The sequence below is a fragment of the Micromonospora sp. NPDC005257 genome (genome assembly GCF_042872445.1).
Classification (GTDB): Bacteria; Actinomycetota; Actinomycetes; order Mycobacteriales; family Micromonosporaceae; genus Micromonospora.
Genome location: NZ_JBIAKL010000014.1, coordinates 96507 through 120034, shown reverse-complemented (window position 1 = coordinate 120034; position 23528 = coordinate 96507). Strand labels below are relative to the sequence as shown.

The following is a 23528-nucleotide window of genomic DNA, read 5'->3' as shown; positions in this document are numbered from 1 at the left end:
GGGCGGTCTCGGTGGTGCGGGTGAGGGCGCTCAGCCCTCGAAGACGCCGGCCTCGACCAGGCGCTTCTCGGTGGCCTCCCAGCCGTGGCCCGGGTAGGAGGCGGCCAAGCCGTTGATCTCGGTGCGGATCTTGGCGGCGTGGCCGGCGGCGGCCAGCACGCGGATCTCCTCGACGAAGGCGTCGGAGTCGGTGCGCAGGTGCACGGTCTTGCCGTTGGTCAGGTTGCGCACGTAGGCGTGCTTGCCGCCGTTGAGCGGGATCAGGTACTTGAACTCGCCCAGCACGCTGAGGGCGCCACCCTGGCCAGCCTGGCCGGCCCGGACGGACGCGCGCGCGGTCTTAGAGGTGTTGCTCGCCACGGAGGTACTCCTTGCAGACGTACGGTGGGGACGGAAGGCCGTCCGGGGGCTGTGCGAGTGACGCCCGGGGTGAGCGCCGGCCCGCGAAGATGTACGGCGGCACAGAGAACCGCCCAGAGAACTGTACACGACCACGACACCTGGCTGGTCATCGCGGCGTCAGAGGGCACAACCAGGTCCGCCGCCCGGGTATTTCCCGCCCCCGGGGTCCGGCGAATTTTCCGATTCGCTGGCGCACCACCAGTCACAAGAGTCATCATGTGTGCCAGGGACCACTCGGCAGGACGAGGTCGTAGGGGAAGACGCACCTCGGCTCACCGGGAGGTCACCGTGCCAACGCGTGGCGTCGTATACGTCCACTCGACCCCGCTCGCCGTGTGCTCGCACGTCGAGTGGGCGATCGCGCGCGTCCTCGACGCGCCGGTCAACCTGCACTGGACGGCGCAGCCCGTCGATCCGGCCGCCCGCCGCGCCGAGTGCGGCTGGACCGGCAGTCCGGGAACCGGCGCGGAGCTGGCCGCTGCCCTCCGGCAGTGGCCCATGATCCGTTTCGAGGTCACCGAGGAACCCGGTCCCGGCGTCGACGGCGAGCGCTTCATGTACGTACCGGGCCGTGGCCTGTTCCGGGCCACTGTCGGCGCGGCCGGCGACATCCAGCTCGGCGAGGACCGGCTGCGCAGCCTGATGGCCGCCGCGCGTGGACCGGAGGCGCTGGCCCACGCCCTGGACAAGGCGCTCGGCACCACCTGGGACGCCGAGCTGGAGCCCTACCGGTACGCCGGGGACGGGGCGCCGGTGACGCTGCTCACCCGGGTCGGGTGACGAAGGTCGAGTTGCCCCGATACGGTGGGCCGCGTGTCGATTTCCCCGCGGCGCTCTGCCGTCGCGCTCGCCGCACTGACCGCGCTGCTCGTCTCCGGGTGCTCGGACGGGCCGGACCGGCCCCGGCCCGCCCCGTCGAGCCCGGCGCCGTCGTCGGCCGCGCCGGCGCCGAGTGAGCCGCCGGCCGCCGATCCGGCCGCCCGGGCCGCCGCGCTCGTCCGCACGCTGAGCGACGAGGACCTGGTCGGGCAGGTGCTGATGCCGTACGCGTACGGCAGCTCCGCCACCCGGGTCTCGCCCGCCTCGGCGGCCGGGAACCGGGCGCTCGCCGGGGTCGACACCCCCGCCGAGATGGTGGCCAGGTACCGGCTCGGCGGGGTGATCCTGGTCGGCTTCAGCGCCGACGACCCGACCTCGGGCAACCAGGCCACCACGAACGTCGACAACCCCAGGCAGGTCCGGGCGCTCACCGACGGGCTGCGCGCCGCCGCCGGCAAGCTGCCCGCCGGCGCCGCGCCCTTCCTGATCGGCACCGACCAGGAGTACGGCGTGGTCACCCGGATCACCGACGGGGTGACGCTGCTGCCCAGCCCGCTCGCCGCCGGCGCCGCCGGTAACCCGGCCCTGACCGAGGCCGCCTGGCGAGCCGCCGGGGCCGAGCTGGCCGCGATGGGCGTCAACCTCGACTTCGCCCCGGTCGCCGACGTGCTGGCGACCCGCAGCACGGTGATCGGCTCCCGCTCCTTCGGCGCCGACCCGGCGACCGCCTCCCCTCAGGTGGCGGGCGCGGTACGCGGCCTGCAGGCCGAGGGCGTCGGCGCGGTCGTCAAGCACTTCCCCGGGCACGGCCTGAGCGCCGAGGACTCGCACACCGAACTGCCCGTGATCAAGCAGTCCCGCGCCGAGCTGGACCGCCTCGCGTTCCCGCCGTTCCGGGCCGGGATCGGCGCCGGCGCCATGGCGGTGATGTCGGCCCACCTGGATGTCAGGGCCGTCGACCCGGGCACCGCTGCCACGTTCTCCCACAAGCTGCTCACCGACGTGCTGCGCGGCCGGCTCGGCTTCCAGGGGGTGGTGATCACCGACGGGATGAACATGGAACCGGCGAAGAAGTGGTCCCCGGGCGAGGCCGCCGTACGCGCGCTCAACGCCGGCAACGACCTCATCCTGATGACCCCGAACGTCACGAAGGCGTACGACGGCCTGCGCGCCGCGCTCAAGGACGGCTCGCTGCCCCGGGCCCGCCTGATCGAGGCGGTCACCCGGGTGCTGACCATGAAGTTCCGGCTGGCCGGGCGCGATACGCCCCCGCTGTCCACGCTCAACGGCGCCGCCCACCGCAAGGCCGCCGACGCCCTGGCCACCGCCGCGGTGACGGTGCTGCGCGGAAAGTGCGGCGGCGCGGTGAACGGACCGGTGAGCGTGACCTCCTCCGGGGGCCGGGAACGCACCCGCAAGCTGCTGACCGAGGCGCTCACCGCGGCCGGGGTCAAGGTGGTGCCCTCCGGCGGCACCGTGGTGCACCTGGTCGGGTACGGCGACGGCGCGAAGGACCTGCGCGGGGACGCCGCCGTGACGGTGGCGATGGACACGCCGTACGTGCTGTCCGGGGCGAAGTCGCCGACGCTGATGGCGACCTACTCGTCCACCCGGGCCTCGATGAACGGGCTCGCCGCGGTGCTCGCCGGCAAGGCCCGCCCGGCAGGCCGCTCCCCGGTGCCGGTCTCCGGCCTGCCGGCCACCACCTGCCGCACCTGACGCAACCGCCCGCCCGGTCGCGCCGAAACGCGGATGCGACCGGGCGGCCGGGATGACAGGGTGGCGGCCATGGGCGAGGCAGCACAGGGATTCCGGTACGTCGAGCGCGCCGACGGCACGGTGGTCATCACGCATCACGGCCGGGTCGCCGGCACGTTGCGCGGCGGCCGGGCGGCGCAGTTCCTGGCCGAGGTCGACGACGACCCGCAGTTGACCATGGCCCGGTGGACCGGCAACTACCGGCACGGCAACGAGCGGACCGCCAAGCAGCACCCCCGCAACCGCGGCTGAGGTGCGCGGAAGGGCCCCTTGTCAACAGCCGACTGTCGACAAGGGGCCCTTCCTCGCATCCGCTCAGGGTTGGGTGAAGACCAGCGCCACGTTGTGCCCGCCGAAGCCGAACGCGTTGTTCAGCGCCGCCGGGATCTCCATGTGACGCGGCTTGTGCGCGGCCACGTCCAGCGTCAGGCCCTCGTCCGGGTCGTCCAGATTGATCGTCGGCGGGATGACGCCGTCCCGGATGGCCAGGATGGTGGCGATCGACTCCAGCGCGCCGGCCGCGCCGAGCAGATGCCCGGTCATCGACTTGGTTGCGGTGAGCACCGGGTGGTCACCGATCGCCTGGCGCAGCGCGCCGATCTCCAGCATGTCGCCGACCGGGGTGGAGGTGGCGTGCGCGTTGACGTGCACGATGTCGGTGCGGGCCACATCCGCGTCGGCGACCGCCCGGGCGATGGCCCGGATGGCGCCCTCGCCCTCGGCGTGCGGCTGCACGATGTCGTACGCGTCCGAGGTGATCCCCGCGCCGGCCAGGCGCGCGTACACCCGGGCGCCCCGGGCGGCGGCGTGCTCGGCCCGTTCCAGGATCACCACGCCCGCGCCCTCGCCGAGCACGAAGCCGTCGCGGCCCGAGTCCCACGGCCGGGAGGCCCGCTCCGGGTCGTCGTTGCGGGTCGACATGGCCCGCATCGAGCTGAAGCCGGCGATCGGCAGCGGGTGGATGACCGCCTCGGTGCCGCCGGCCACCACCACGTCGGCCCGGCCGGCGCGGATGATGTCCAGCCCCAGCGCGATCGCCTCCGCGCCGGTGGCGCAGGCGCTGGCCACCGTGTGCACGCCGGCCTTGGCACCCAGCTCCAGACCGACCCAGGCGGCCGGGCCGTTGGGCATCAGCATCGGGATGGTGTGCGGGGAGACCCGCCGCGGCCCGGACGCCTCCAGGATGTCGTCCTGGGCGAGCAGGGTGGTGGCGCCGCCGATGCCGGAGCCCACGCTGACCGCCAGCCGCTCCGGGTCCGGCGCGGCGTCGGTCAGGCCGGCGTCGGCCCACGCCTGCCTGGCGGCGATGATGGCGATCGCCTCCGAGCGGTCCAGCCGGCGCAGCTTCACCCGGTCGAGCACCTCGGACGGGTCGACCGCCAGCTCGGCGGCGATCCGGACGGGCAGTTGCGCCGCCCACTCCTGGGTGAGCGCACTCACCCCGGAGCGGCCGGCGAGCATGGCGTCCCAGGTCGACGCGACGTCCCCGCCGAGCGGGGTCGTCGCGCCGAGCCCGGTGACGACGACGTCGGGGCGACTCATGGTCAGGACTGCGCCTCGATGTAGCTGACCGCGTCCCCGACGGTCTTGAGGTTCTGCACCTCGTTGTCCGGGATCTTGACGCCGAACTTCTCCTCGGCCGCCACCACGACCTCGACCATGGAGAGCGAGTCGACGTCGAGGTCGTCGGTGAAGGACTTCCCCTCGGCCACGTCGTCCGGGTTCACCCCGGCAACCTCTTCGAGAATCTCGGCGAGGCCGGCGGTGATCTCGTCACGGGTCATTACGGTTGGTTCCTCTCATCGGGGGTTACCGGTGGCCGGCGTCGCCGGCCACACGCCTCGGCGCGTTCGCGCCCGAGGGGGTCTCAGGGGCAGCGCACGACCTGACCGGCGTAGGTCAGACCGCCGCCGAAGCCGAACAGCAGCACCGGAGCGCCCGAGGGCACCTCGCGCCGCTCGACCAGCTTCGACAGGGCGAGCGGGATGCTCGCCGCCGACGTGTTGCCGGACTCGACGATGTCCTTGGCGACGATCGCGTTCGGGATGTTCAGCCGCTTGGTGATGCCGTCGATGATCCGGGCATTGGCCTGGTGCGGTACGAACGCGGCCAGCTCCGACGGGTCCACCCCGGCGCGCTCGCACGCCTGCAGCGCGAGCGGGGCCAGCGCGGTGGTGGCCCAGCGGAACACCGACTGCCCCTCCTGGGCGATGTACGGCTGCCAGCCCTCGATCCGTACCGCGTCGCTCTTCTCCGGCGCGGAACCCCAGACCACCGGCCCGATACCGGCCGGCTCGTCGTCGGCGGTCGCGGTGACCACCGCGGCCCCGGCGCCGTCAGCGAAGATGATGCAGGTCGAGCGGTCGGTCCAGTCGGTGATGTCGGAGAGCTTCTCCGCGCCGACCACGATCGCGTTGCGCGCCGCGCCGGCCCGGATCGCGTGGTCCACCGTGCCCAGCGCGTACGCGAAGCCGGAGCAGGCGGTGTTGAGGTCGTACGCCGCGGGCGCGGTGATGCCCAGCTTGACCGCGACCCGGCAGGCCACGTTGGGGCTGCGGTCCGCGGACGAGCAGGTGGCCACCACGACCAGGTCGATGTCGGCGGCGGTCAGGCCGGCGTTGGCGAGCGCCTTGCCGGCGGCGGCGGCAGCCATGTCGGCCACCGTCTCGTCGCCCGCGACCCGCCGGGTGGCGATGCCGACCCGGTCCCGGATCCACTCGTCGCTGGTGTCGACCATCTGCGCGATCTCGTCGTTCGTGACGACGCGGGAGGGCTGGTAGTGCCCCATCGCGACGATCCGGCTGCCGGCCATTTAGTGCGTTCCTCCGATGCGGACGAGGGGCTGGCCCGGGGCGACCGGGTCCTCGTGGTGCGCGAGCCACTCGGTGAGCAGCCCGTTGTCGTGCGCGGTCACCTCGGCCGGCCCGTGCGGTCCGACGACGTGGCCGAGGAGCTGACCGGCGCGCACCTCGGCGCCCTCGGCGGGCCCGGCCGACCGGTCGAGGCGGCCGGCGGCGGGGGAGACCACCACCCGGAACCACGGCGCGGGCGGGCGGGCGGCGGGGCCGGCGTGCCGGGCGATCAGCCGCCGTGCGGCGGGCAGGTCGGCCGGGGTGTTGAGGGTGACGATCTCCGGTGCGCCCTCGCCCTTGAGTTCCCGCTTGACCAGCCCGGCCAGCGTGCCGGCCGGCGGCAGCTCGATCACGCCGGTGACGCCGAGGCCGGCAAGCGTACGCATGCACAGGTCCCACCGGACCGGGGCGGTGACCTGCCGGACCAGCCGCCGCATCGTCTCCGGGCCGTGCCCGACCGCTGCGCCGTCGAGGTTGGACAGCAGGATCCGGGTCGGGGCGGTGGCCGGGACACCGGCGGCCACCGCGGCGAGGGCGGTCTCGGCCGGGGCCATGTACGGCGTGTGGAACGCGCCCGCCACCTGAAGCCGGATGATGCGGGCCCGGGCCGGCGGCTCGGCGGCCAGCTTGTCCAGGCCGTCGAGCGCGCCGGCGGCCACGATCTGACCGGCGCTGTTGCGGTTGGCCGGGTGCAGCCCGTGCGCGGTCAGCGCGGCGAGCACCTCCTCCGGGTCGCCGCCGAGCACGGCGGCCATCCCGGTCGGCTCCAGCGCGCAGGCGGCGGCCATCTCCCGTCCGCGTATGCCGGCGAGCGTCACGGCGGCCTCGGCCGGCAGCACCCCGGCCAGCGCGGCGGCGCCCAGCTCACCGACGCTGTGCCCGGCGACCAGCCCGGCTTCGTGCATCGGCAGGTGCTCGGCGGCGAGCAGCGCGGCGGCGACCAGCAGCGGCTGCGTGCGGGCGGTGTCCTTGATCTCGTCCGCGTCCGCCTGGGTGCCCAGGTGGATCAGATCCACCCCGGCCAGCGCCGACCACCAGCGCAGACGCGCCTCGGCGCCGGGAAGGTCGAGCCACGGCGCGAGGAAACCGGGCTTCTGCGAACCCTGTCCAGGGGAGAGTACGGCGAGCACGTGTACGACTCTGACGGATCGCGGCGTGCCGCGCTGTAACGTACGGCACGAAACCGCACTAGAACCTTTGGAGGAAACCTACAAAGGTCGTCGGAGATCATCGCCGGTCGGAGGCCGTCGGCACCGCCGGGTCGAGCCGCCCCACCGTCAGGGCGACCTGCAACGCGAACGCGTCACGCGGGGCCAGCGGCGAGAAGCCGGTCACCTCGGCGATCCGCTTCAGCCGGTAGCGCACGGTGTTCGGGTGCACGAACAGCGCCCGCGCCGCGCTCTCCAGCGTGCCGCCGGCGGCGAAGAACGCGTCGAGCGTCTCCAGCAGCTCACCGCCGGAGCGGGCCAGTGCCGTGTACACGTCGTGGCGCAACCGGCGGCGCGCCTCGGTGTCCCCGGCCAGCGCCCGCTCCGGGAGCAGCTCGTCGGCGGCGACCGGGCAGGGCGCGGTCGGCCAGGCCGGCGCGGCCCGGAACCCGGCCAGCGCCGCCCGCGCCGACTCGGTGGCCTCGTCCAGGCTGGGCACCGCCGGGCCGACCACCACCGGCCCGTCCCCGAAGGCGGTACGCAGCTTCTCCGTGGCCGCCACCGGATCGGCCGCCCCGCCCAGCACGATCACCAGGCGGTCGCCGTGCACGCCGCCGATCACCTCGACGCCGATCCGCCGGGCCTGCCGGTAGACGGTGTGCAGCACGGCGGCCACCTCGCCGCCGGGGGAGCGGCCCACCGCCACCGCCACCGGTGGCGCGTCCGTCCAGCCCAGCGCGGCGGCCCGGCTGGCCAGCACGTCCGGGGAGTCGCCGCGCAGCAGTGCGTCGACCAGCAGCGCCTGCAGCCGGGCGTCCCAGGAGCCGCGGCTCTCCGCGGCCCGGGCGTACACCCGCGCGGCGGCGAACGCGATCTCCCGGGAGAAGCGCAGCACCGCCTCCCGCAGTGACTGCTCCTCGCCCGGCACGGCCAGGTCCGACACCTGCTCCTCGACCACGTCGATGGTCACCTTGATCAGTGCCACGGTCTGCTGGAGGCTGATCGTGCGGGCCAGCGCCTGCGGCGCGGCGGCGAAGACCTCGTCCGACACCTCCTGGGTGCGGTCGGTCGCGCCGCCGCCCTGGCGCAGCCACTGCACCAGGGAGCGCACACCGGCCTGGGCGACGAGCATGACCCACGAGCGCTGGTCGGCCGGCAGCTCACGGAACCACGGCAGCGTCTCGTCCATCCGGGCCACGCTGGCGGTGGCCAGCCCGCCCGCTGCCCGTTCGATGCGACGCAGCGTCGCCGACGTCTCCGTTCCGCCCGGTTCGCTCACCGCACCAGCCTGACACGGCGTGACCAGCGGATCCACTCCGAGGTGAGGTGCCCGCCGCCGCGTGACGATCTCCACCGGTACGCGCTGACGATCTTGTTCGACCGGGCCAGTACGGTGTCAGGGCACGCCGGGCCAGACTCCGGCCGGGCGGGCGAGGGCGACGCGTGAGGGGGGCCGGGATGCCGCAGGGGGAGGCCGAGCACGGTTGCGCCCAGGGGGATGCCTGCCGGCGGGGCCACGACCAGATGCACCCGCGCCGGCCGTGCCTGCAACACCAGGGGGAGCAGCCGGCCGGCCGGTCGCCGGAGCGCCCCGAGGACGAGCCGGGCGTGCCCCGGCAGCGGTCGGCGGAGCCGGTGCACCTGGCCGACGAGGAACCTGCCGACCCGAGTTGCCGCAGCGAGTTGGCGGGCTGGGCGGGCGCCCACCGGCACGGCCCGGTACGCCCGCGTAACCGCACGATCCGCCGCGAACGTCCGCCGCGCCGCTGGTGCTGATCCGGCCCTCGCCGGACGGAACCCTGGGCCGCTCAGCGGGTGCGGCGGCGGACCAGCAGCGCGATGCCGGCCAGCCCGGCGGTGATCACCAGCACGACGCCCACGTTGAGCAGCAGCAGCCGCTGGAGTTCGCCGAGCGCGGTGTCGAGATCCCGCACCGGGTCGAGCGCCTCCTCCGGCAGAACACGCTCCCCGCCGCCGATGCCGCCGGTGAGCGTGTCGAACTGCGCCGGCATCGGCACGCCGACCGAGCGCAGCGTCTCGGGCATGTTGAGCCGCCCGAAGAACCAGCCGGCCCGGGTGCTGCTCGCATCCGGCTGCTTGCCCGGCCGGTAGATCCGCGGACCGCCCTTGGCCAGCGGGAACAGGTCGTAGGTGCGCTGCGGGCCGGCGGCGGCGAGCACCAGCACCGTGTACTTCGGACCGAGATCCTTCGCGGCCGGGCCGCGCAGCTGGCCGGTCGTACCCAGCCACTTGACCTGGTCGATCACCAGGTTGACCTCGGTGGGGCTGACGTCGGTACGCAGTTTCAGCGGCGCGTCGAGCCGTTCGCCGGTGATGTCCACGCCGGTCGGGGCGGCGGGCTTGGGTTTGGGCGCGGCCTGTGCCGCGGCCGTGCCGGCCAGGGCCAGCGAGCACGCCAGGGCCGCTACGCTCCCGGTTACGGCGACCAGCAGCCGTCTCACCCTCCGGATCATCGCCGCCTCCTCGCCCCGTTCGATGGCTGGCTTCCGCTGCAGGTCACACTGGACCGGTGTCCACCACAAGACTCCGCATAACGGCGCTCGGTCGCAGCAGGTGGAAGAGTATTTGGAACTATCTGCGAGCTGAGACCGACCAACACAGGGTCGATGATCATCGGCCGGATCCTACCCGGACGGAGGGAACCATGGGGGGCAGGGTCGCCCGTGCGACGCGTACCTGGGCGGTGGTGATCGGGGTGGTGGCGGCGTCGGCGCTGCTGCCGGCCGCGCCGGCCGCGGCGCACAATTCATTGACCGGTAGTGACCCGCGCGACGGGGCCCGGCTGGCCGCCGCACCCGAGCGGATCGAGCTGCGGTTCCTCGCCACGCCGAAGGAGGCCACCACCGAGGTCACCGTCACCGGCCCGGACGACGCGGCGGCGACCGGCGGGGCGCCGACCTTCTCCGGCAAGCGGGTGAGCGTGCCGTTCCGGCCGGGCCCGGCCGGGCTCTACGTCGTGACCTACCGGCTCGCCTCGGACGACGGGCATCCGATCAAGGGGGAGGTCCGCTTCACCCTGACCACCGGCGCCCCGCCCTCGGCGAGCGCGCCATCCACCAGCGCCGCCCCGACCGCCAGTGCGGTCCCGACCAGCGCCGCGCCGTCCCCGGCGAGCCCGACCCCGGCCGCCGCCGGGGCGGACGACGGCGGGGGTACGGGCTGGCTCTGGGCGGCCGGGGCCGTGGTGGTGCTCGTCGCGCTCGGGGGCGGGTTGCTGTTGCGCCGCCGCGCGACCCGCAGCTGAACGGCTGCGAACACTCTCGGTTACCTGCGCGGAGTGATGACCGCTGAGCACGGATATGCCTCTGAGTCATGAAGATGACTCAGAGGCATGTCGCTCACGCGGGCCGGTGGCTCAGACCAGGCGTACGCGGGCGGCGCGCAGCCGGGTCAGCGTACGGTCGCGGCCGAGCACCTCCAGCGACTCGAACAGCGGCAGGCCGACGGTGCGCCCGGTGACCGCGACGCGTACCGGCGCCTGCGCCTTGCCGAGCTTCAGCCCGCGCGCGGTGCCGACCACCTCCAGCGTGGCCTTCAGCGACTCGGCGTCCCAGGACTCCAGCGCCTCGAACGCGACGATCGCCGCGTCCAGCAGTTCGGCGGCGCCCTCCTTCATCGCCTTGGCCCAGGCCGCCTCGTCGATCAGCGGGTCGGCCAGGAACAGGAAGTCGACGTTCGGCACGATCTCGCTGAGCACCGCGATCCGGGTCTGGGCCAGCGGGGCCACCGCCGCGAACGCGGCCGGGTCGAACTCGTCCGGCTGCCACGGCGGCGGGGCGATCGTGTCGGTGCCGGTGAGCCACGGCCGGCACGCCTCGACGAAGTCCGCCACCGGCAGCGCCCTGATGTAGTCGCCGTTGAACGCGCGCAGCTTCTTCTCGTCGAAGAACGCCGGGGACGGGTTGACCTCGTCCAGCCGGAACTCCTCCTCGATGACCGACCAGGGCACGATCTCCCGGTCGCCCGAGGGCGCCCAGCCCAGCAGCATCAGGTAGTTGCGCATCGCGTCGGCGAGGTAGCCCTCGTCCCGGTACGCCTCCAGCGCGACCTTGTCCCGCCGCTTGGACAGCTTCTGCCGCTTCTCGTTGACGACCACCGGCACGTGGGCCCAGACCGGCGGCTTCACGCCGAGCGCGTTCCACAGCAGTTGCTGCTTCGGGGTGTTCGGCAGGTGCTCCTCGGCCCGGATCACGTGGGTGATCCCCATCGACATGTCGTCGACCACGTTCGCCAGCAGGAACACCGGGGATCCGTCGCCGCGGGCGATGACGAAGTCCTCGATCAGCTTGTTCTCGAACGTCGGCTCGCCGCGGACCAGGTCGACCACCACCGTCTCGCCCTCGTCCGGCGTACGGAAGCGCAGGGCTCGGCCCTCGCCCGGCCCCAGGCCGCGGTCGCGGCAGAAGCCGTCGTAGCCGCGCTGCTGCGGTCCGGTACGGGCCTGCACGGCCTCGCGGGTGCAGTCGCAGTAGTAGGCCCGGCCGCCCTCGTACAGCCGCTGCGCGGCGGCCCGGTGCTCGCCCGCGTACGAGGACTGGAAGTAGGGGCCCTCGTAGCTGTCCCGGGCGATGCCGATCCAGTCGAGCGCGGACAGGATGCCCTCGGTCCACTCGGGCCGGTTGCGTGCCGCGTCGGTGTCCTCGATGCGCAGCACGAACACCCCGCCCTGCTGCTTGGCGAAGATCCAGTTCTGCAGCGCCGACCGGGCGCCGCCGACGTGGAACATACCGGTCGGGGAAGGGGCGAAGCGTACACGTACCGTCACGCCCCCAGCCTACGGCGGACCGCCACGGGTTTCCGGCAGGGGGCCGGTCAGGGCACCGACTTGATCTTCACCACCAGGGCGCTGCCGAGCACAGTGACGGCCGCGGTGACCGCGTACAGCGTCGGATAGCCGCCGAGGTGCACCACGATCGGCGCGGACAGTGCCGGCCCGAGCACCTGCGGCGCCGAGTTGGCGATGTTGATCACGCCCAGGTCCTTGGCCCGGTCGGTGGCGGCGGGCAGCACCTGCGTGATCAGCGCGGCGTCCACCGCCAGGTAGACGCCGTAGCCCGCGCCGAGCAGCAGCGCCGCCACCATCGCCATCGGCCAGACCGGCGCCACCGCGAGCAGCAGCGCCGCCACCGCCATGATCAGCCCAGAGGCGATCACGAAGACCTTGCGCCGGCCGGAGCGGTCGGACAGGCGTCCGGCGACCACCGCGGTCAGCATCATGCCGACCGTGTAGAGCAGGATCAGGATCAGCAGCGAGCCCTCGGGGTCGGCCACCCGTACCCCGTCGGTGAGGAAGTAGAGCAGGTAGAGCGTGCCCAGCGCGTTGCCGGTCTGCACCAGGAACCGGGTGAACCAGGCCCAGGCGAAGTCGGGGTGGCGACGCGGGCTGATCCACATCGAGGCGAACAGGGACCGCAGGCGCAGCGGCGAGCGGTGCTCCCGGGGCAGGTGGTCGTCCTGGGTCAGCAGCGCGAACGGCAGCGACAGCAGCAGCACGGCGACCGCCATCGCCGCGTACCCGGCCGCGTTGCCGGTGACCACGGCGGTCACCAGCACCGCGCCCAGCACCAGGCCCAGCGCCTGCGGGATGCCCACCCAACCGGACACGCCGCCACGCTGGGCGACCGGGACCCGGTCGGGGATCGCGGCGGTGAGGCTGGCCAGCATCGCGTTGAAGCAGACCTGCGCGGCGACCCAGGCCACCGCCACCCCGGCGATGGTGTTCTGCCGGGCCAGCAACACCAGGGCGAGCGCGCCGATCACCGCGCCGACCGCGGTCCAGACGTGCCGGCGGCCGAAGTGCCGGTTGGCCAGCCGCAGCGAGGTGCGGTCCGACAGCGCCCCGGCGAGCGGGTTCGCCAGCACCGCGGCGAGCGCGCCGATGCCGGTGACCACCGCCAGCATGGCCTCCTTGTCGGCCGGGGCGATCCGTTCCACCTGCTGCGGCAGCAGCACCTGGATCGGGGTGAAGAACGCCATCCAGACGCCCAGGTTGGCCGCGAAGATCAGCGCGATCCAGCTCCGCCGCACCGGCACTGTGGGCTCGGCGAGCGCCGCCGGCAGCGAGGCCGGCGTCGGGTTCACCGTGGTCATCGCCGGACCAGGTCCCGCAACCAGGTGTACGACGACTTCGGCGTCCGCCGCTGCGTGTCGAAGTCGACGTGCACCAGGCCGAACCGCTTGGTGAAGCCCTCGGCCCACTCCCAGTTGTCCAGCAGCGACCAGACGAAGTACCCGGTCACCGGCACGCCCTCGGCCATCGCGTCGCGCACCGCGCGGATGTGCCCGTCCAGGTACGCGATCCGCTCCGGGTCGTGCACCCGGCCGTCGGCGTCCGGCGCGTCGTCGTACGCGCAGCCGCTCTCGGTGATCTGGATCGGCGGCAGCGCGTCGCCGTACCGCTCGTGCAGCTGGAGCAGCAGTTCCCGCAGCCCGTCCGGGGCGACCGGCCAGTCGAACGCGGTGCGCGGGTAGCCGTCCAGCGGCACGATGTCGAACGGCAGCGGCGAGTCCGCCTCGGGCGCCCGGATGCCGGTCGGGTTGTAGTAGTTGACGCCGAGCACGTCGATCGGGGCGGCCAGCACGTCCAGGTCCCCGTCGCGGATCAGCGCCGGGTCCACACCCGGCGCGTCCGGGTAGCCGCGTCCGAGCAGCGGATCGGTGAACAGGAGGTTGTGCAGCGCGTCGTACGCCGCCGCGGCGGCCCGGTCCGCGTCGGTGTCGCCGGCGAGCCGCACCGGGGAGTAGTTGTTGGCGATCGCCACCGGTGACGTGGTGCGGGCGCGCAGCGCGGAGACCGCGAGACCGTGCCCGAGGAGTTGGTGGTGGGCCACCGGGAAGGCGTCGAACAGCAGCATCCGGCCGGGGGCGTGCACACCCATGCCGTAGCCCATGCTCATGTGGATGAACGGCTCGTTGAGCGTGATCCAGAGCTTCACCCGGTCGCCGAGGCGGGCCGCGGCCAGGTCGGCGTACTCGGCGAAGCGGGCCGAGGTGTCCCGGTTCAGCCAGCCGCCGGCGTCCTCGAGCGGCTGCGGCAGGTCCCAGTGGAACAGCGTGGCGACCGGGTCCACCCCGGCGGCGAGCAGGCCGTCGACCAGCCGGTCGTAGAAGTCCAGCCCGGCGGCGTTGGCCGGGCCCGAGCCGGCCGGCTGGATCCGGGGCCAGGCGAGCGAGAACCGGTACGCGGACACCCCCAGCCCGGCCAGCAGCGTGGTGTCCTCGGCGTACCTGTGGAAGTGGTCGCACGCCGGGTCGCCGGTGCTGGCGTCGGCGACCCGGCCCGGCTCGCGGGCGAAGGTGTCCCAGATGGACGGACCGCGACCGTCGGCTGTGGTCGCGCCCTCGATCTGGTACGCGGAGGTGGAGACCCCCCAGCGGAAGCCGGCGGGGAACTCGGGCATCGCGGTCGTCAAGATCACCCTCCCAGCACGTGAGGCGTGCTCGCGACTCTAGGGCTCCGCGAGTCGCCGCGCCATAGGCAGAGATGACTGGGTGGCGCAAGGGAGTTCGGCGTGTCTTTTCCGAACCCGTCCGCTTAAGTCCGATTTACACATAGAGTGCCGAATATCGCGGATGTGATTTAAGTGGGGGAAAGATATTCATGATCCTCGTGGAACGCAGCGCACACGTGGCGGCGCCGGTGGAAGTGGTCTGGGACGTCGTGCAGCGCGCCGAGCAGTTGCCGGCCTGGCTGGCGGGGGTCCGCGCGGCCGAGGTCCTGTCCGGGGAGGGATTCGGGCGGCGGCAGTTGGTCCAGGCTGGACGCGGGGCCGCGCACGAGGCCGAGGTGATCGCCTTCCAGGAGCCGACCCTGATCGGCTGGCGCGAACGCGCGAAGGGCGCCGGCGCCCGGGCCGAGGCACGCACCGAGATCTACGTCCAACTGACCCCGGACGAGGAGGACGGCGGCACCGTCGTACGGCTGATCGTCGTGCGGTGGCCGGCCGGACCCGTCAAGGCGGCCCTGCTCCGGCTCGGCCTGCGCCGGGTCGGCGCCGACCTGGAGGACTCGCTGGCCCGGCTGACCGACCTGGCCGCCGTCGGCTGACCGAGCCCGTCCCGGCGTCGCCCGCGATGGTGACGGCCCGGCGTCCCCGCCAGGGACGCCGGGCCGTCGTCGCATCGGGGGACGAGAAGGGCCCGGCGCACCTGGCACCTGGCGCCGGGCCCTTCTCGTGTGACGGGTACTAGCTGTCGCCGCCGGTCTCGCCGACCGGGGCGGCGTTGACGTCGTCCAGCGCGTACTTGCGGGCGGCGTCGGCCGGCACGTGGGCCGGCACCACGCCGCGCAGCGCGAGCTGGCGCAGCGTGGCGACCGCCACCGACTCGGCGTCCACGTGGAAGTGCCGGCGCAGCGCGTGCCGGGTGTCCGACATGCCGAAGCCGTCGGTGCCGAGCGAGGTGTAGTCCCCGGGTACCCAGCGGGCGATCAGGTCCGGTACCGCGCGCATCCAGTCGCTGACCGCGACCTTCGGCCCGTCGGCGTCGGCCAGCTTCCGCGTGATGTACGGCACCCGCGGCTCCTCGCCCGGGTTGAGCAGGTTGTGCTCCTCGCACTGGACCGCGTCGCGGCGCAGCTCGGTCCAGGACGTCACCGACCACACGTCGGCGGAGACGCCCCAGTCCTCGGCGAGGAGCTGCTGGGCCTTGAGCGCCCACTGCATGCCGGTGCCGGAGGCGAGGATGTTCGCCTTCGGCGCGTCGTCGCCGACCTGCGGCGCGGGGGAGTAGCGGTGGATGCCCTTGAGGATGCCCTCGACGTCCACCCCCTCCGGCTCGGCCGGCTGGAAGATCGGCTCGTTGTAGACGGTGAGGTAGTAGAAGATGTTCTCCTGCGCCTCGCCGTACATCCGGTGCAGGCCGTTCTCCATGATGTGCGCCAGCTCGAAGGCGAACGCCGCGTCGTAGGAGACCACCGCCGGGTTGGTGGCGGCGAGCAGCAGCGAGTGCCCGTCCTCGTGCTGGAGGCCCTCACCGTTGAGCGTGGTCCGGCCGGCGGTCGCGCCGATCACGAAGCCCCGCGCCATCTGGTCCGCCGCCGCCCAGAACCCGTCGCCGGTGCGCTGGAAGCCGAACATCGAGTAGAAGATGTACAGCGGGATCATCGGCTCGCCGTGGGTGGCGTACGCCGTGCCCGCGGCCGTGAAGGAGGCCACCGACCCGGCCTCGTTGATCCCCTCGTGCAGGATCTGGCCGGTGGTCGACTCCTTGTAGGACAGGAACAGCTCCCGGTCCACCGAGGTGTAGCGCTGGCCGTGCGGCGAGTAGATCTTCTGGGTCGGGAAGAGCGAGTCCATCCCGAAGGTACGGGCCTCGTCCGGGATGATCGGCACCCAGCGCTTGCCGAACTCCTTGTCCTTCATGATGTCCTTGAGCAGGCGGACGAACGCCATGGTGGTGGCGACCTTCTGCTTGCCCGATCCGCGCTTGACGTCGGAGAACCGCTCGGTGCCCGGGACGGCGAGCGTCTTGCGCGCGGTGTTGCGCGTGGGCAGGTAGCCGCCGAGCTGCTGACGCCGGTCCTTCAGGTACGTGATCTCGTCCGACTTCTCACCCGGCGTGTAGTACGGCGGGAGGTACGGGTTCTCCTCCAGCTGCTTGTCCGGGATGTCCAGGTAGAGGCGGTCGCGGAAGAGCTTCAGGTCGTCCAGCGTCAGCTTCTTCATCTGGTGCGTGGCGTTGCGGCCCTCGAAGTGCGAGCCGAGCGTCCAGCCCTTGATCGTCTTGGCGAGGATCACCGTCGGCTGGCCGGTGTGCTCCATCGCCGCCTTGTAGGCCGCGTAGAGCTTGCGGTAGTCGTGGCCACCCCGCTTGAGGTTCCAGATCTCCTCGTCGCTGAGGTCCTCGACCATCTTGCGGGTCCGCGGGTCGCGGCCGAAGAAGTGCTCCCGCACGTACGCCCCGGACTCCGCCTTGTAGGTCTGGTAGTCGCCGTCGGGCGTGGTGTTCATCAGGTTGACCAGCGCGCCGTCGGTGTCCGCGGCGAGCAGCGGGTCCCACTCCCGGCCCCAGACGACCTTGATGACGTTCCAGCCGGCGCCCCGGAAGAACGCCTCCAGCTCCTGCATGACCTTGCCGTTGCCGCGGACCGGTCCGTCCAGGCGCTGGAGGTTGCAGTTGATCACAAAGGTGAGATTGTCCAGCTCCTCGCGGGCGGCCACGCCGATCGCGCCGAGCGACTCGACCTCGTCCATCTCACCGTCGCCGAGGAACGCCCAGACGTGCTGCTGGGAGGTGTCCTTGATGCCGCGGTGCTGCAGGTAGCGGTTGAACCGCGCTTGGTAGATCGCGTTCAGCGGCCCGAGGCCCATGGAGACGGTGGGGAACTCCCAGAAGTCCGGCATCAGGCGCGGGTGCGGGTACGACGGCAGCCCGCCGCCGGGGTGCGACAGCTCCTGCCGGAAGCCGTCGAGCTGGGTCTCGCTGAGCCGGCCCTCCAGGAACGCCCGCGCGTACATGCCGGGCGAGGCGTGACCCTGGTAGAAGATCTGGTCCCCGCCGCCGGGGTGGTTCTTGCCCCGGAAGAAGTGGTTGAAGCCCACCTCGTAGAGGGACGCCGAGCTGGCGAAGGTGGAGATGTGGCCACCGACGCCGATCTCCGGGCGCTGCGCCCGGTGCACCAGCATCGCGGCGTTCCACCTGATGTACGCCCGCAGCCGCCGCTCGACGTGCTCGTCACCCGGGAACCACGGTTCGTGCTCCGGCGGGATGGTGTTGATGTAGTCGGTGGTCGTCAGGGACGGCACCCCGACCTGCCGCTCGCGGGCCCGCTCCAGCAGGCGCAGCATGACGTACCGGGCTCGCTTTGTCCCGCGCTCGTCGATGACACCGTCGAGTGACTCGACCCATTCGCTGGTCTCTTCAGGGTCGATGTCCGGAAGCTGGCTCGGCAGACCAGCGGTGATCACCGGGCGCTTGCGTTCCGTAGCCACAGGCGTTCCCTCGGTTTCGTGTGGGATAGGTCTCTAGCGCCATCCTGCCCCCTGGTGGCGCGTGCCGTCATCTCTCCCACCCCCAGAGGCGACGCTGAACACAGGTACCCATCAGTAACTTTGCGCGATCACCGGATGCGCTATCGGCGGGCGCGGCGGAGAACAGGGCACTGCGGCAGAATGCGCCCTATGCGTAGTGAGGTGATCACCGTCCGGACCGGCTCCCGGCCGACCGTCCGGGACATCACGAGCGAGGCCGAGCGGTTCGTGTCCGGGGCCGGCGACGGCCTGCTGCACGTCTTCGTCCCGCACGCCACCGCCGGGCTGGCGATCATCGAGACCGGCGCCGGGTCCGACGACGACCTGTTGCGGGCACTCGACGACCTGCTCCCCACCGACGACAGGTGGCGGCACCGGCACGGCTCACCCGGGCACGGCCGCGACCACGTACTGCCGGCGTTCGTGCCGCCGTACGCGACCCTGCCGGTGCTCGGCGGGCGGCTCCAGCTCGGCACCTGGCAGTCGATCTGCCTGGTCGACACCAACGGCGACAATCCCGACCGTCAGGTGCGCTTCTCGTTCCTGGCCGGCTGACCGTCTCCGCCGTCGTTTCCTCCCCGGAGTCCGTCATGATCGGCAGTCGATTGCATGAGGTGCCTCACCGTTCGGCTGATGGAAGATCCACTTGGCAATAACATGAACGGATGGCGCACTCCACCGTTTCCGCCGCCCGCGACCGGGCCGAACTGGCCGGGGAGACGGTGCGCCGGATCCTGCACGTCGCCGCCGCGATGCGGCACCACCAGGGCGTGGGGATCGCCGCGTTGGGACTGACCCCGGCCACCGCCCGCGCGCTGCACGAACTCGACCCGGACCGCCCGCTGCCCGCCCGCGACCTCGCCGAGCAGCTCGGCTGCGACAGGTCCAACGTCACCGGCCTGGCCGACAAGCTGGAGCGGGCCGGGCTGGTGGAACGCCGTACCGACCCGGCCGACCGGCGGCAGAAGGCGCTGGTGGTCACCCGGCGCGGCCGGGAGGTCCGCGAGCGGGTCGGGCAGGTCATGTCGGACTCCCGGCTGCTCGACGGCCTGAGCACCGCCGAGCTGGCCGCGCTGCGTGACCTGGTCTTCAAGGTCTCCGACGGCGGCTGCCCGGAGGGCTGCGGCGAGGTTTGAGCCACGCCGGGCGGAACGTGTCCGACTGGGCGCGGCGGCCCGGAGTCGGTAATGCTGTCCGCGTGAGTACCCCGCAAGATCTCGACGACCGGCTCCGAGCCGAACTGGCCGCGCTCGGTGCGCCCGACCAGCGGCGCGAACTGGGCGAACCGCTGCCCGAAGGCGGGCCGCTGACCGGGGCGCAGGCGCTGGCGCTGTTCGACGCGCAGTCGACCAGCCGGCTGCTCGACCTGGCCGGTCGGTGGCTGTCCGGCTTCGGTGAGGGGTATTTCACGATCGAGTCGGCCGGGCACGAGGGCGACGCCGCGGTGGCCGCCGCGCTGCGGCCGACCGACCCCGCGCTGCTGCACGCCCGCTCCGGCGCGTTCTACTGCCTGCGCGCCGCCCAGGCCGCCGGCGCCTTCCCCGCCGCCCCGCCGCACCTCATCCCCACCGCGCCGGACCTGCCGGCTGCGACCGGTGCCGACGCCGACCCTCAGGACCCCGGGACATCCTGGAGCGAAAGTGCCCCGGTGAGGGCCGTTCCGCACCAAGATCTCGACGCCGAGCCGGGGGAGAGGGAGGCGGACAGCCTTCCCGTGGGAGCCGGGGTGGTCGTGGACGCGGACGGGGACGCGACTGTCGGCGTACCCGATCTGCCGCAGCCCGCGCCCGACGACGCGTTCGCGGCGGCGGCGCGCGACGTGCTGCGCGGCATCGTCGCCTCCGCCGAGGAACCGGCCGCCGGCGGACGGGCGAAGGTGTTCGGCCGCGCGGACCTGGCGGTCCTGCCGACCACCTCGACCGCCGGTTCGCACCTGCCCCGCGCCGTCGGCCTGGGGCTGGCGCTGGAGCGGCTGCGCCGCGGCGCGCGACCCGCCGACGGCGCGGCGGAGGCGGCGTCCTGGCCGGCGGACGCGGTGGTGGTCTGCTCCTTCGACGACGGCGCGATCAATCAGGCCACGGCCACCGCCGCGCTCAACACGACCGGCTGGTACGACCACACCGGCCTGCGCATCCCGGTGCTGTTCGTCTGCGCGGACGGCGACGCCTCCGAGGGCTGGGTGGCCGCCGCGCTGCGGTCCCGGCCCGGTATCCGGTACTTCGGCGCCGACGGCACGGACGTGGCCGCGACGTACCGGGTCGCGGCCGAGGCGGCAGACTGGGTACGCCGGCAGCGCCGTCCCGCCGTGCTGCACCTGAGCGCGGTCCGGCTGACGGAGCCGGGTGACGGGGACGCGGTCCGCGACCCGCTGCTGGCCACCGCGCGGCTGCTGGTGACCTCCGGGTACGCCAGTGGCGAGGAACTGCTGGCCCGGTACGACGAACGGGGCTGGCAGCTGCGCCGCGTCGCCGAGGAGGTGCTGGACGAGCCGAAGCTCGCGTCCCCGGTCGAGATCGTGCGGGAGCTGGCGCCGCGCCGGCCGGTCCGGGTGTCCCGGGCGGTCGCCGAGGCGGGGGCACGGGCGGCCGGTCCGGCCGCCGGCGCGCGGGCCGAGGCGTTCGGCGGCAAGCCGCCGGAGCTGACCGGCCGGCTGACGCTGGCGCAGAGCATCACCGCCGCGCTCGCCGACGGGATGCTCGACCATCCCGGGATGGCGGTGTTCGGCCAGGAGGTGGCCGCCCGAGGTGGGGCGCACGGGGTGACCGGGGGACTGCGGGACCGGTTCGGGGCAGCGCGGGTGTTCGACACGCTGCCCGACGAGACCTCGATCCTCGGGCTCGGGCTGGGTGCCGGCCTGGCCGGACTGCTGCCGGTGCCCGAGATCCGCCACCTCGCGTCGCTGCACGGCGCCGAGGACCAGCTCCGCGGCGAGGCGGCCACCATGCGGTTCCTGTCCCGGGGCGCGTTCCGCAACCCGATGGTGGTGCGGGTGGCCGGCCTGGCGGCTCCGGAGGGGCTCGGCGGGCACGACCGCAACGACAACTCGCTGGGAGCGCTGCGCGACGTGCCGGGGCTGGTGGTGGCCGTGCCGGCCCGGCCGGACGACGCCGCGCCGATGCTGCGTACCTGCCTGGCGGCGGCCCGGGTGGACGGCAGCGTCTGCGTCTTCGTGGAGCCGGTCGCGCTCTACCACGTCCGTGACCTGCACACCGAGGGTGACGAGGAGTGGACCGCCGAATACGCCGAGCCGGGCGCCTGGGGGGACCGCCACGTGCCGATCGGGCGGGCCCGCGTCTACGGGGTCGGCTCCGCCGAGGACCTCACCATCATCACCTTCGGTAACGGGGTGCGGATGTCGCTGCGTGCCGCCGCCACGCTGGCCGAGGAGGGTGTGGGCAGCCGGGTGGTGGACCTGCGCTGGCTCGCCCCGCTGCCGACGGCCGACATCATCAGGGAGGCCTCGGCGACCGGCCGGGTGCTGGTGGTGGACGAGACGCGGCGGTCCGGCGGGGTGGGCGAGGGCGTGCTGTCCGCGCTGGTCGACACCGGGTACGTCGGCGCCGCGCGGCGGGTAGCCGGACTTGACTCGTTTGTACCATTAGGTCCGGCCGCTCGTCAGGTTCTGGTCTCAGCGGAAGCCATCACCCAGGGTGCCCGTACGCTGCTGGCACGGTAAATTCCGTTCCACCCGGTGCGCCACTTGCGCGGCGAGCCGCAACTGTGTGGACTGAGCCCGACGGTGTCACCGGACGCCACGAGCAGTGATGAGATGAGGAGGCACTCGACAGTGAGCGCGACCGCTGGCCAGGCCGACGGGGTACGCAGCCTGGCGGACCGGTTCGGTATCGAGCCGGGCATGGTCGTCATGGAGATGGGCTACGACGACGACGTAGACACCGATCTCCGGGACGCCCTGACCGACCGCTGTGGGGAACTCGTCGACGAGGACACCGACGAGGTTGTCGACGCGGTTCTGGTCTGGCACCGAGACGGCGACGGTGATCTGTTCGAGCTCCTCGTCGATGCCCTCGGGCCGCTCGCGGACAACGGCGTGGTGTGGCTCCTGACCCCGAAGGCCGGCCGGGACGGACACGTCGAGCCGAGCGAGGTCGCCGAGAGCGCACAGACTGCCGGGTTGCAGCAGACCTCCACCATCAACGCCGGCCGCGACTGGAGCGGCGCCCGCCTCGTCATGCGGCGCGGGTCGAAGAGCAAGAAGTAGGGGCCGCGCCGCACACCCGGCGACCACGGTCGCCGGGTGTGGCAGGCTGATCACCTCCAGACCCGATCCCCGAGGGAGCACGCATGCCCATCGAGGTTGGCGCCGAGGCGCCCGACTTCCTGCTCAAGGACCAGAACAACCAGGAGGTCCGGCTCTCCGACTTCCGCGGTCGCAAGACCGTGCTGCTGGTCTTCTACCCGCTCGCCTTCACCGGCATCTGCCAGGGCGAGCTGTGCGAGGTGCGGGACAACCTCAACGAGTACGTGAACGACGACGTCCAGGTGCTGACCGTCAGCGTCGACTCCGTGTACGCCCACAAGATCTGGGCCGACCGGGAGGGCTACCAGTTCCCGCTGCTGGCCGACTTCTGGCCGCACGGCGCTGTCGCGCAGGCGTACGGCGTCTTCAACGACGTCGCCGGCATCGCCAACCGGGGCACCTTCGTCATCGACAAGGCCGGCGTGGTCCGGTTCGCCGAGATGAACATGCCCGGCGAGGCGCGCGACCAGCAGGGCTGGCGCAAGGCGCTGGCCGAGGCCGTCGCCGCCTGAGTCCCACACCCCAGGCACGTCGTTGCGCGGGGCCGGAGGCGGGCAGGTAAGCTGTCCGCTCCGGCCCGCCGTACGGGGCGTTCCGGGCGCGTAGCTCAGTGGGAGAGCACTCGCCTTACAAGCGAGGGGTCGCAGGTTCGAAACCTGCCGCGCCCACCTCCACGAGCAGCGAAACCGCCCCGAGAAGATCGTTCTTCGGGGCGGTGACAGCAACAGGGTCTATGACAGCCGTCCGTCCGAGCGCCTGACGCATCGCGTCGAGGTTGGCATGTGAGTAGACCTTCAGCGTGATCTTCACGTCGGCGTGCCGGGCGATGGCCTGGACGACGTGCGGCGGGACGCCCAACTCCATCAGCAGCGAGACGACGGTGTGCCGCAGGTCGTGCAGCCGGACCTCGGGGCCGTCGAGGCGTTTGGTGCCGAGTGCCGGGATCAGGTGTAGCCGGACGGCGCTTCATAGCCGCGTGCGATGGTGGGTTTGAGGTCGGGTGACGTAGGCGGCGAGCCAGTAGGGCAGGTACTCGGCGAGTTTCCAGGCTAGCCACCCTTGACCCACGTCAGCATCTCTCGCCAGTGGGCAGGAGACGGTGTGTTAGCGGCGTCCTCACCGATGCGGACCTCAGCGTCGGGCATCCGTGCGGCGATCAGTGGCGCGTCGGCAACAGCTCTGCCGGGGTCGTGTCGACCAGCCCAGACGAGGACGCGGCAGGGCACGTCTCGAAGGTGAAACCCTCCCACTTCGCCAACGCCTGCCGAGCATGGTCTGCATCGATCGGCACGTCGGT

The 23528-nt window shown here is 72.8% G+C and carries 23 protein-coding genes and 1 tRNA gene; 12 read left to right on the top strand and 12 right to left on the bottom strand.

All coding sequences use genetic code 11. The features are described from left to right. Positions 1-30: 30 nt before the first annotated feature. A complete protein-coding gene (locus tag ACFYO8_RS26025; protein WP_354872293.1) occupies positions 31-360 on the bottom strand; it encodes a hypothetical protein in 330 nt (109 codons plus the stop codon). A gap of 330 nt (positions 361-690) precedes the next feature. Between ACFYO8_RS26025 and ACFYO8_RS26020 the strand changes: the two genes are divergently transcribed. From ACFYO8_RS26020 to ACFYO8_RS26010, 3 genes are all read left to right on the top strand, one after another. Beyond that, on the top strand, positions 691-1182 hold the full coding sequence (locus tag ACFYO8_RS26020) for a DUF3145 domain-containing protein (RefSeq protein WP_354872291.1): 492 nt from the start codon (positions 691-693) through the stop codon (positions 1180-1182). A gap of 33 nt (positions 1183-1215) precedes the next feature. Then, positions 1216-2940 (top strand): glycoside hydrolase family 3 protein, encoded by a 1725-nt coding sequence (locus ACFYO8_RS26015; protein ID WP_354872289.1) that lies wholly within the window; start codon positions 1216-1218, stop codon positions 2938-2940. Between the two features lie 69 nt (positions 2941-3009). Further along, entirely contained in the window at positions 3010-3231 is a 222-nt protein-coding gene (locus tag ACFYO8_RS26010; protein ID WP_354872286.1) for a hypothetical protein, read from the top strand. 63 nt (positions 3232-3294) lie between these two features. Here ACFYO8_RS26010 and fabF read toward each other — a convergent pair whose 3' ends face one another. From fabF to ACFYO8_RS25985, 5 genes are all read right to left on the bottom strand, one after another. Then, entirely contained in the window at positions 3295-4521 is a 1227-nt protein-coding gene (gene fabF, locus ACFYO8_RS26005) for a beta-ketoacyl-ACP synthase II (RefSeq protein ID WP_355015170.1), read from the bottom strand. Between the two features lie 2 nt (positions 4522-4523). Further along, the gene (locus ACFYO8_RS26000; protein WP_007072348.1) at positions 4524-4763 is read right to left on the bottom strand and encodes an acyl carrier protein; all 240 of its coding nucleotides are present in this window, start codon (positions 4761-4763) and stop codon (positions 4524-4526) included. Positions 4764-4846: 83 nt separating this feature from the next. Next, on the bottom strand, positions 4847-5791 hold the full coding sequence (locus tag ACFYO8_RS25995; RefSeq protein ID WP_355094922.1) for a beta-ketoacyl-ACP synthase III: 945 nt from the start codon (positions 5789-5791) through the stop codon (positions 4847-4849). Continuing rightward, positions 5792-6961: an acyltransferase domain-containing protein gene (locus tag ACFYO8_RS25990; protein ID WP_387257665.1), complete on the bottom strand. Its 1170-nt coding sequence runs from the start codon at positions 6959-6961 to the stop codon at positions 5792-5794. Between the two features lie 97 nt (positions 6962-7058). After that, a complete protein-coding gene (locus ACFYO8_RS25985) occupies positions 7059-8333 on the bottom strand; it encodes a helix-turn-helix domain-containing protein (protein WP_354872270.1) in 1275 nt (424 codons plus the stop codon). Between the two features lie 104 nt (positions 8334-8437). On the opposite strand from ACFYO8_RS25985, the gene ACFYO8_RS25980 reads away from it, so the two are divergent. Next, a complete protein-coding gene (locus ACFYO8_RS25980; RefSeq protein ID WP_355095045.1) occupies positions 8438-8755 on the top strand; it encodes a hypothetical protein in 318 nt (105 codons plus the stop codon). A 32-nt stretch (positions 8756-8787) separates the two neighbouring features. Here ACFYO8_RS25980 and ACFYO8_RS25975 read toward each other — a convergent pair whose 3' ends face one another. Continuing rightward, positions 8788-9453 carry a hypothetical protein gene (locus tag ACFYO8_RS25975; protein ID WP_355095047.1) on the bottom strand — a complete coding sequence of 222 codons (666 nt, stop codon included), beginning with the start codon at positions 9451-9453 and terminating at the stop codon, positions 8788-8790. A 191-nt stretch (positions 9454-9644) separates the two neighbouring features. Between ACFYO8_RS25975 and ACFYO8_RS25970 the strand changes: the two genes are divergently transcribed. Next, complete coding sequence (locus tag ACFYO8_RS25970; RefSeq protein ID WP_355095049.1) at positions 9645-10244, top strand: copper resistance CopC family protein; 600 nt, start codon at positions 9645-9647, stop codon at positions 10242-10244. Positions 10245-10355: 111 nt separating this feature from the next. On the opposite strand, the gene gltX is transcribed toward ACFYO8_RS25970, so the two are convergent. From gltX to ACFYO8_RS25955, 3 genes are read right to left on the bottom strand one after another with little or no spacing between them, the layout of a single operon-like run. Beyond that, positions 10356-11765 (bottom strand): glutamate--tRNA ligase, encoded by a 1410-nt coding sequence (gene gltX / locus ACFYO8_RS25965; RefSeq protein WP_355095051.1) that lies wholly within the window; start codon positions 11763-11765, stop codon positions 10356-10358. A 47-nt stretch (positions 11766-11812) separates the two neighbouring features. Then, positions 11813-13090, bottom strand: a complete 1278-nt coding sequence (locus ACFYO8_RS25960) for an MFS transporter (protein WP_354872257.1) — start codon at positions 13088-13090, stop codon at positions 11813-11815. Next, positions 13087-14400, bottom strand: coding sequence for a GH1 family beta-glucosidase (locus ACFYO8_RS25955; protein ID WP_387257687.1), 1314 nt, complete (start codon positions 14398-14400; stop codon positions 13087-13089). Before ACFYO8_RS25955 ends, ACFYO8_RS25960 begins: the two co-directional genes overlap by 4 nt. 200 nt (positions 14401-14600) lie before the next feature. Here ACFYO8_RS25955 and ACFYO8_RS25950 point away from each other — a divergent pair, with 200 nt between their 5' ends. Next, entirely contained in the window at positions 14601-15047 is a 447-nt protein-coding gene (locus tag ACFYO8_RS25950) for an SRPBCC domain-containing protein (RefSeq protein ID WP_349880980.1), read from the top strand. A 139-nt stretch (positions 15048-15186) separates the two neighbouring features. Here ACFYO8_RS25950 and aceE read toward each other — a convergent pair whose 3' ends face one another. Continuing rightward, positions 15187-17931, bottom strand: a complete 2745-nt coding sequence (gene aceE, locus ACFYO8_RS25945; protein ID WP_357710703.1) for a pyruvate dehydrogenase (acetyl-transferring), homodimeric type — start codon at positions 17929-17931, stop codon at positions 15187-15189. A gap of 189 nt (positions 17932-18120) precedes the next feature. Here aceE and ACFYO8_RS25940 point away from each other — a divergent pair, with 189 nt between their 5' ends. The 6 genes from ACFYO8_RS25940 (at position 18121) to ACFYO8_RS25915 (ending at position 22899) form a co-directional block, all read left to right on the top strand. After that, complete coding sequence (locus ACFYO8_RS25940; RefSeq protein ID WP_030271630.1) at positions 18121-18525, top strand: secondary thiamine-phosphate synthase enzyme YjbQ; 405 nt, start codon at positions 18121-18123, stop codon at positions 18523-18525. Positions 18526-18635: 110 nt separating this feature from the next. Beyond that, positions 18636-19106 carry a MarR family transcriptional regulator gene (locus ACFYO8_RS25935; RefSeq protein ID WP_355095055.1) on the top strand — a complete coding sequence of 157 codons (471 nt, stop codon included), beginning with the start codon at positions 18636-18638 and terminating at the stop codon, positions 19104-19106. Between the two features lie 62 nt (positions 19107-19168). Beyond that, the gene (locus ACFYO8_RS25930; protein ID WP_357710698.1) at positions 19169-21646 is read left to right on the top strand and encodes a transketolase C-terminal domain-containing protein; all 2478 of its coding nucleotides are present in this window, start codon (positions 19169-19171) and stop codon (positions 21644-21646) included. Between the two features lie 111 nt (positions 21647-21757). Further along, complete coding sequence (locus tag ACFYO8_RS25925) at positions 21758-22192, top strand: DUF3052 domain-containing protein (protein WP_013287823.1); 435 nt, start codon at positions 21758-21760, stop codon at positions 22190-22192. A gap of 83 nt (positions 22193-22275) precedes the next feature. Then, positions 22276-22743 (top strand): peroxiredoxin, encoded by a 468-nt coding sequence (locus tag ACFYO8_RS25920; protein ID WP_128138072.1) that lies wholly within the window; start codon positions 22276-22278, stop codon positions 22741-22743. An 84-nt stretch (positions 22744-22827) separates the two neighbouring features. Then, a tRNA-Val gene (locus ACFYO8_RS25915) sits at positions 22828-22899 on the top strand. Here ACFYO8_RS25915 and ACFYO8_RS25910 read toward each other — a convergent pair. Continuing rightward, positions 22859-23131: a tyrosine-type recombinase/integrase gene (locus tag ACFYO8_RS25910; RefSeq protein ID WP_357710799.1), complete on the bottom strand. Its 273-nt coding sequence runs from the start codon at positions 23129-23131 to the stop codon at positions 22859-22861. The genes ACFYO8_RS25915 and ACFYO8_RS25910 overlap by 41 nt on opposite strands. Positions 23132-23528: the final 397 nt, after the last annotated feature.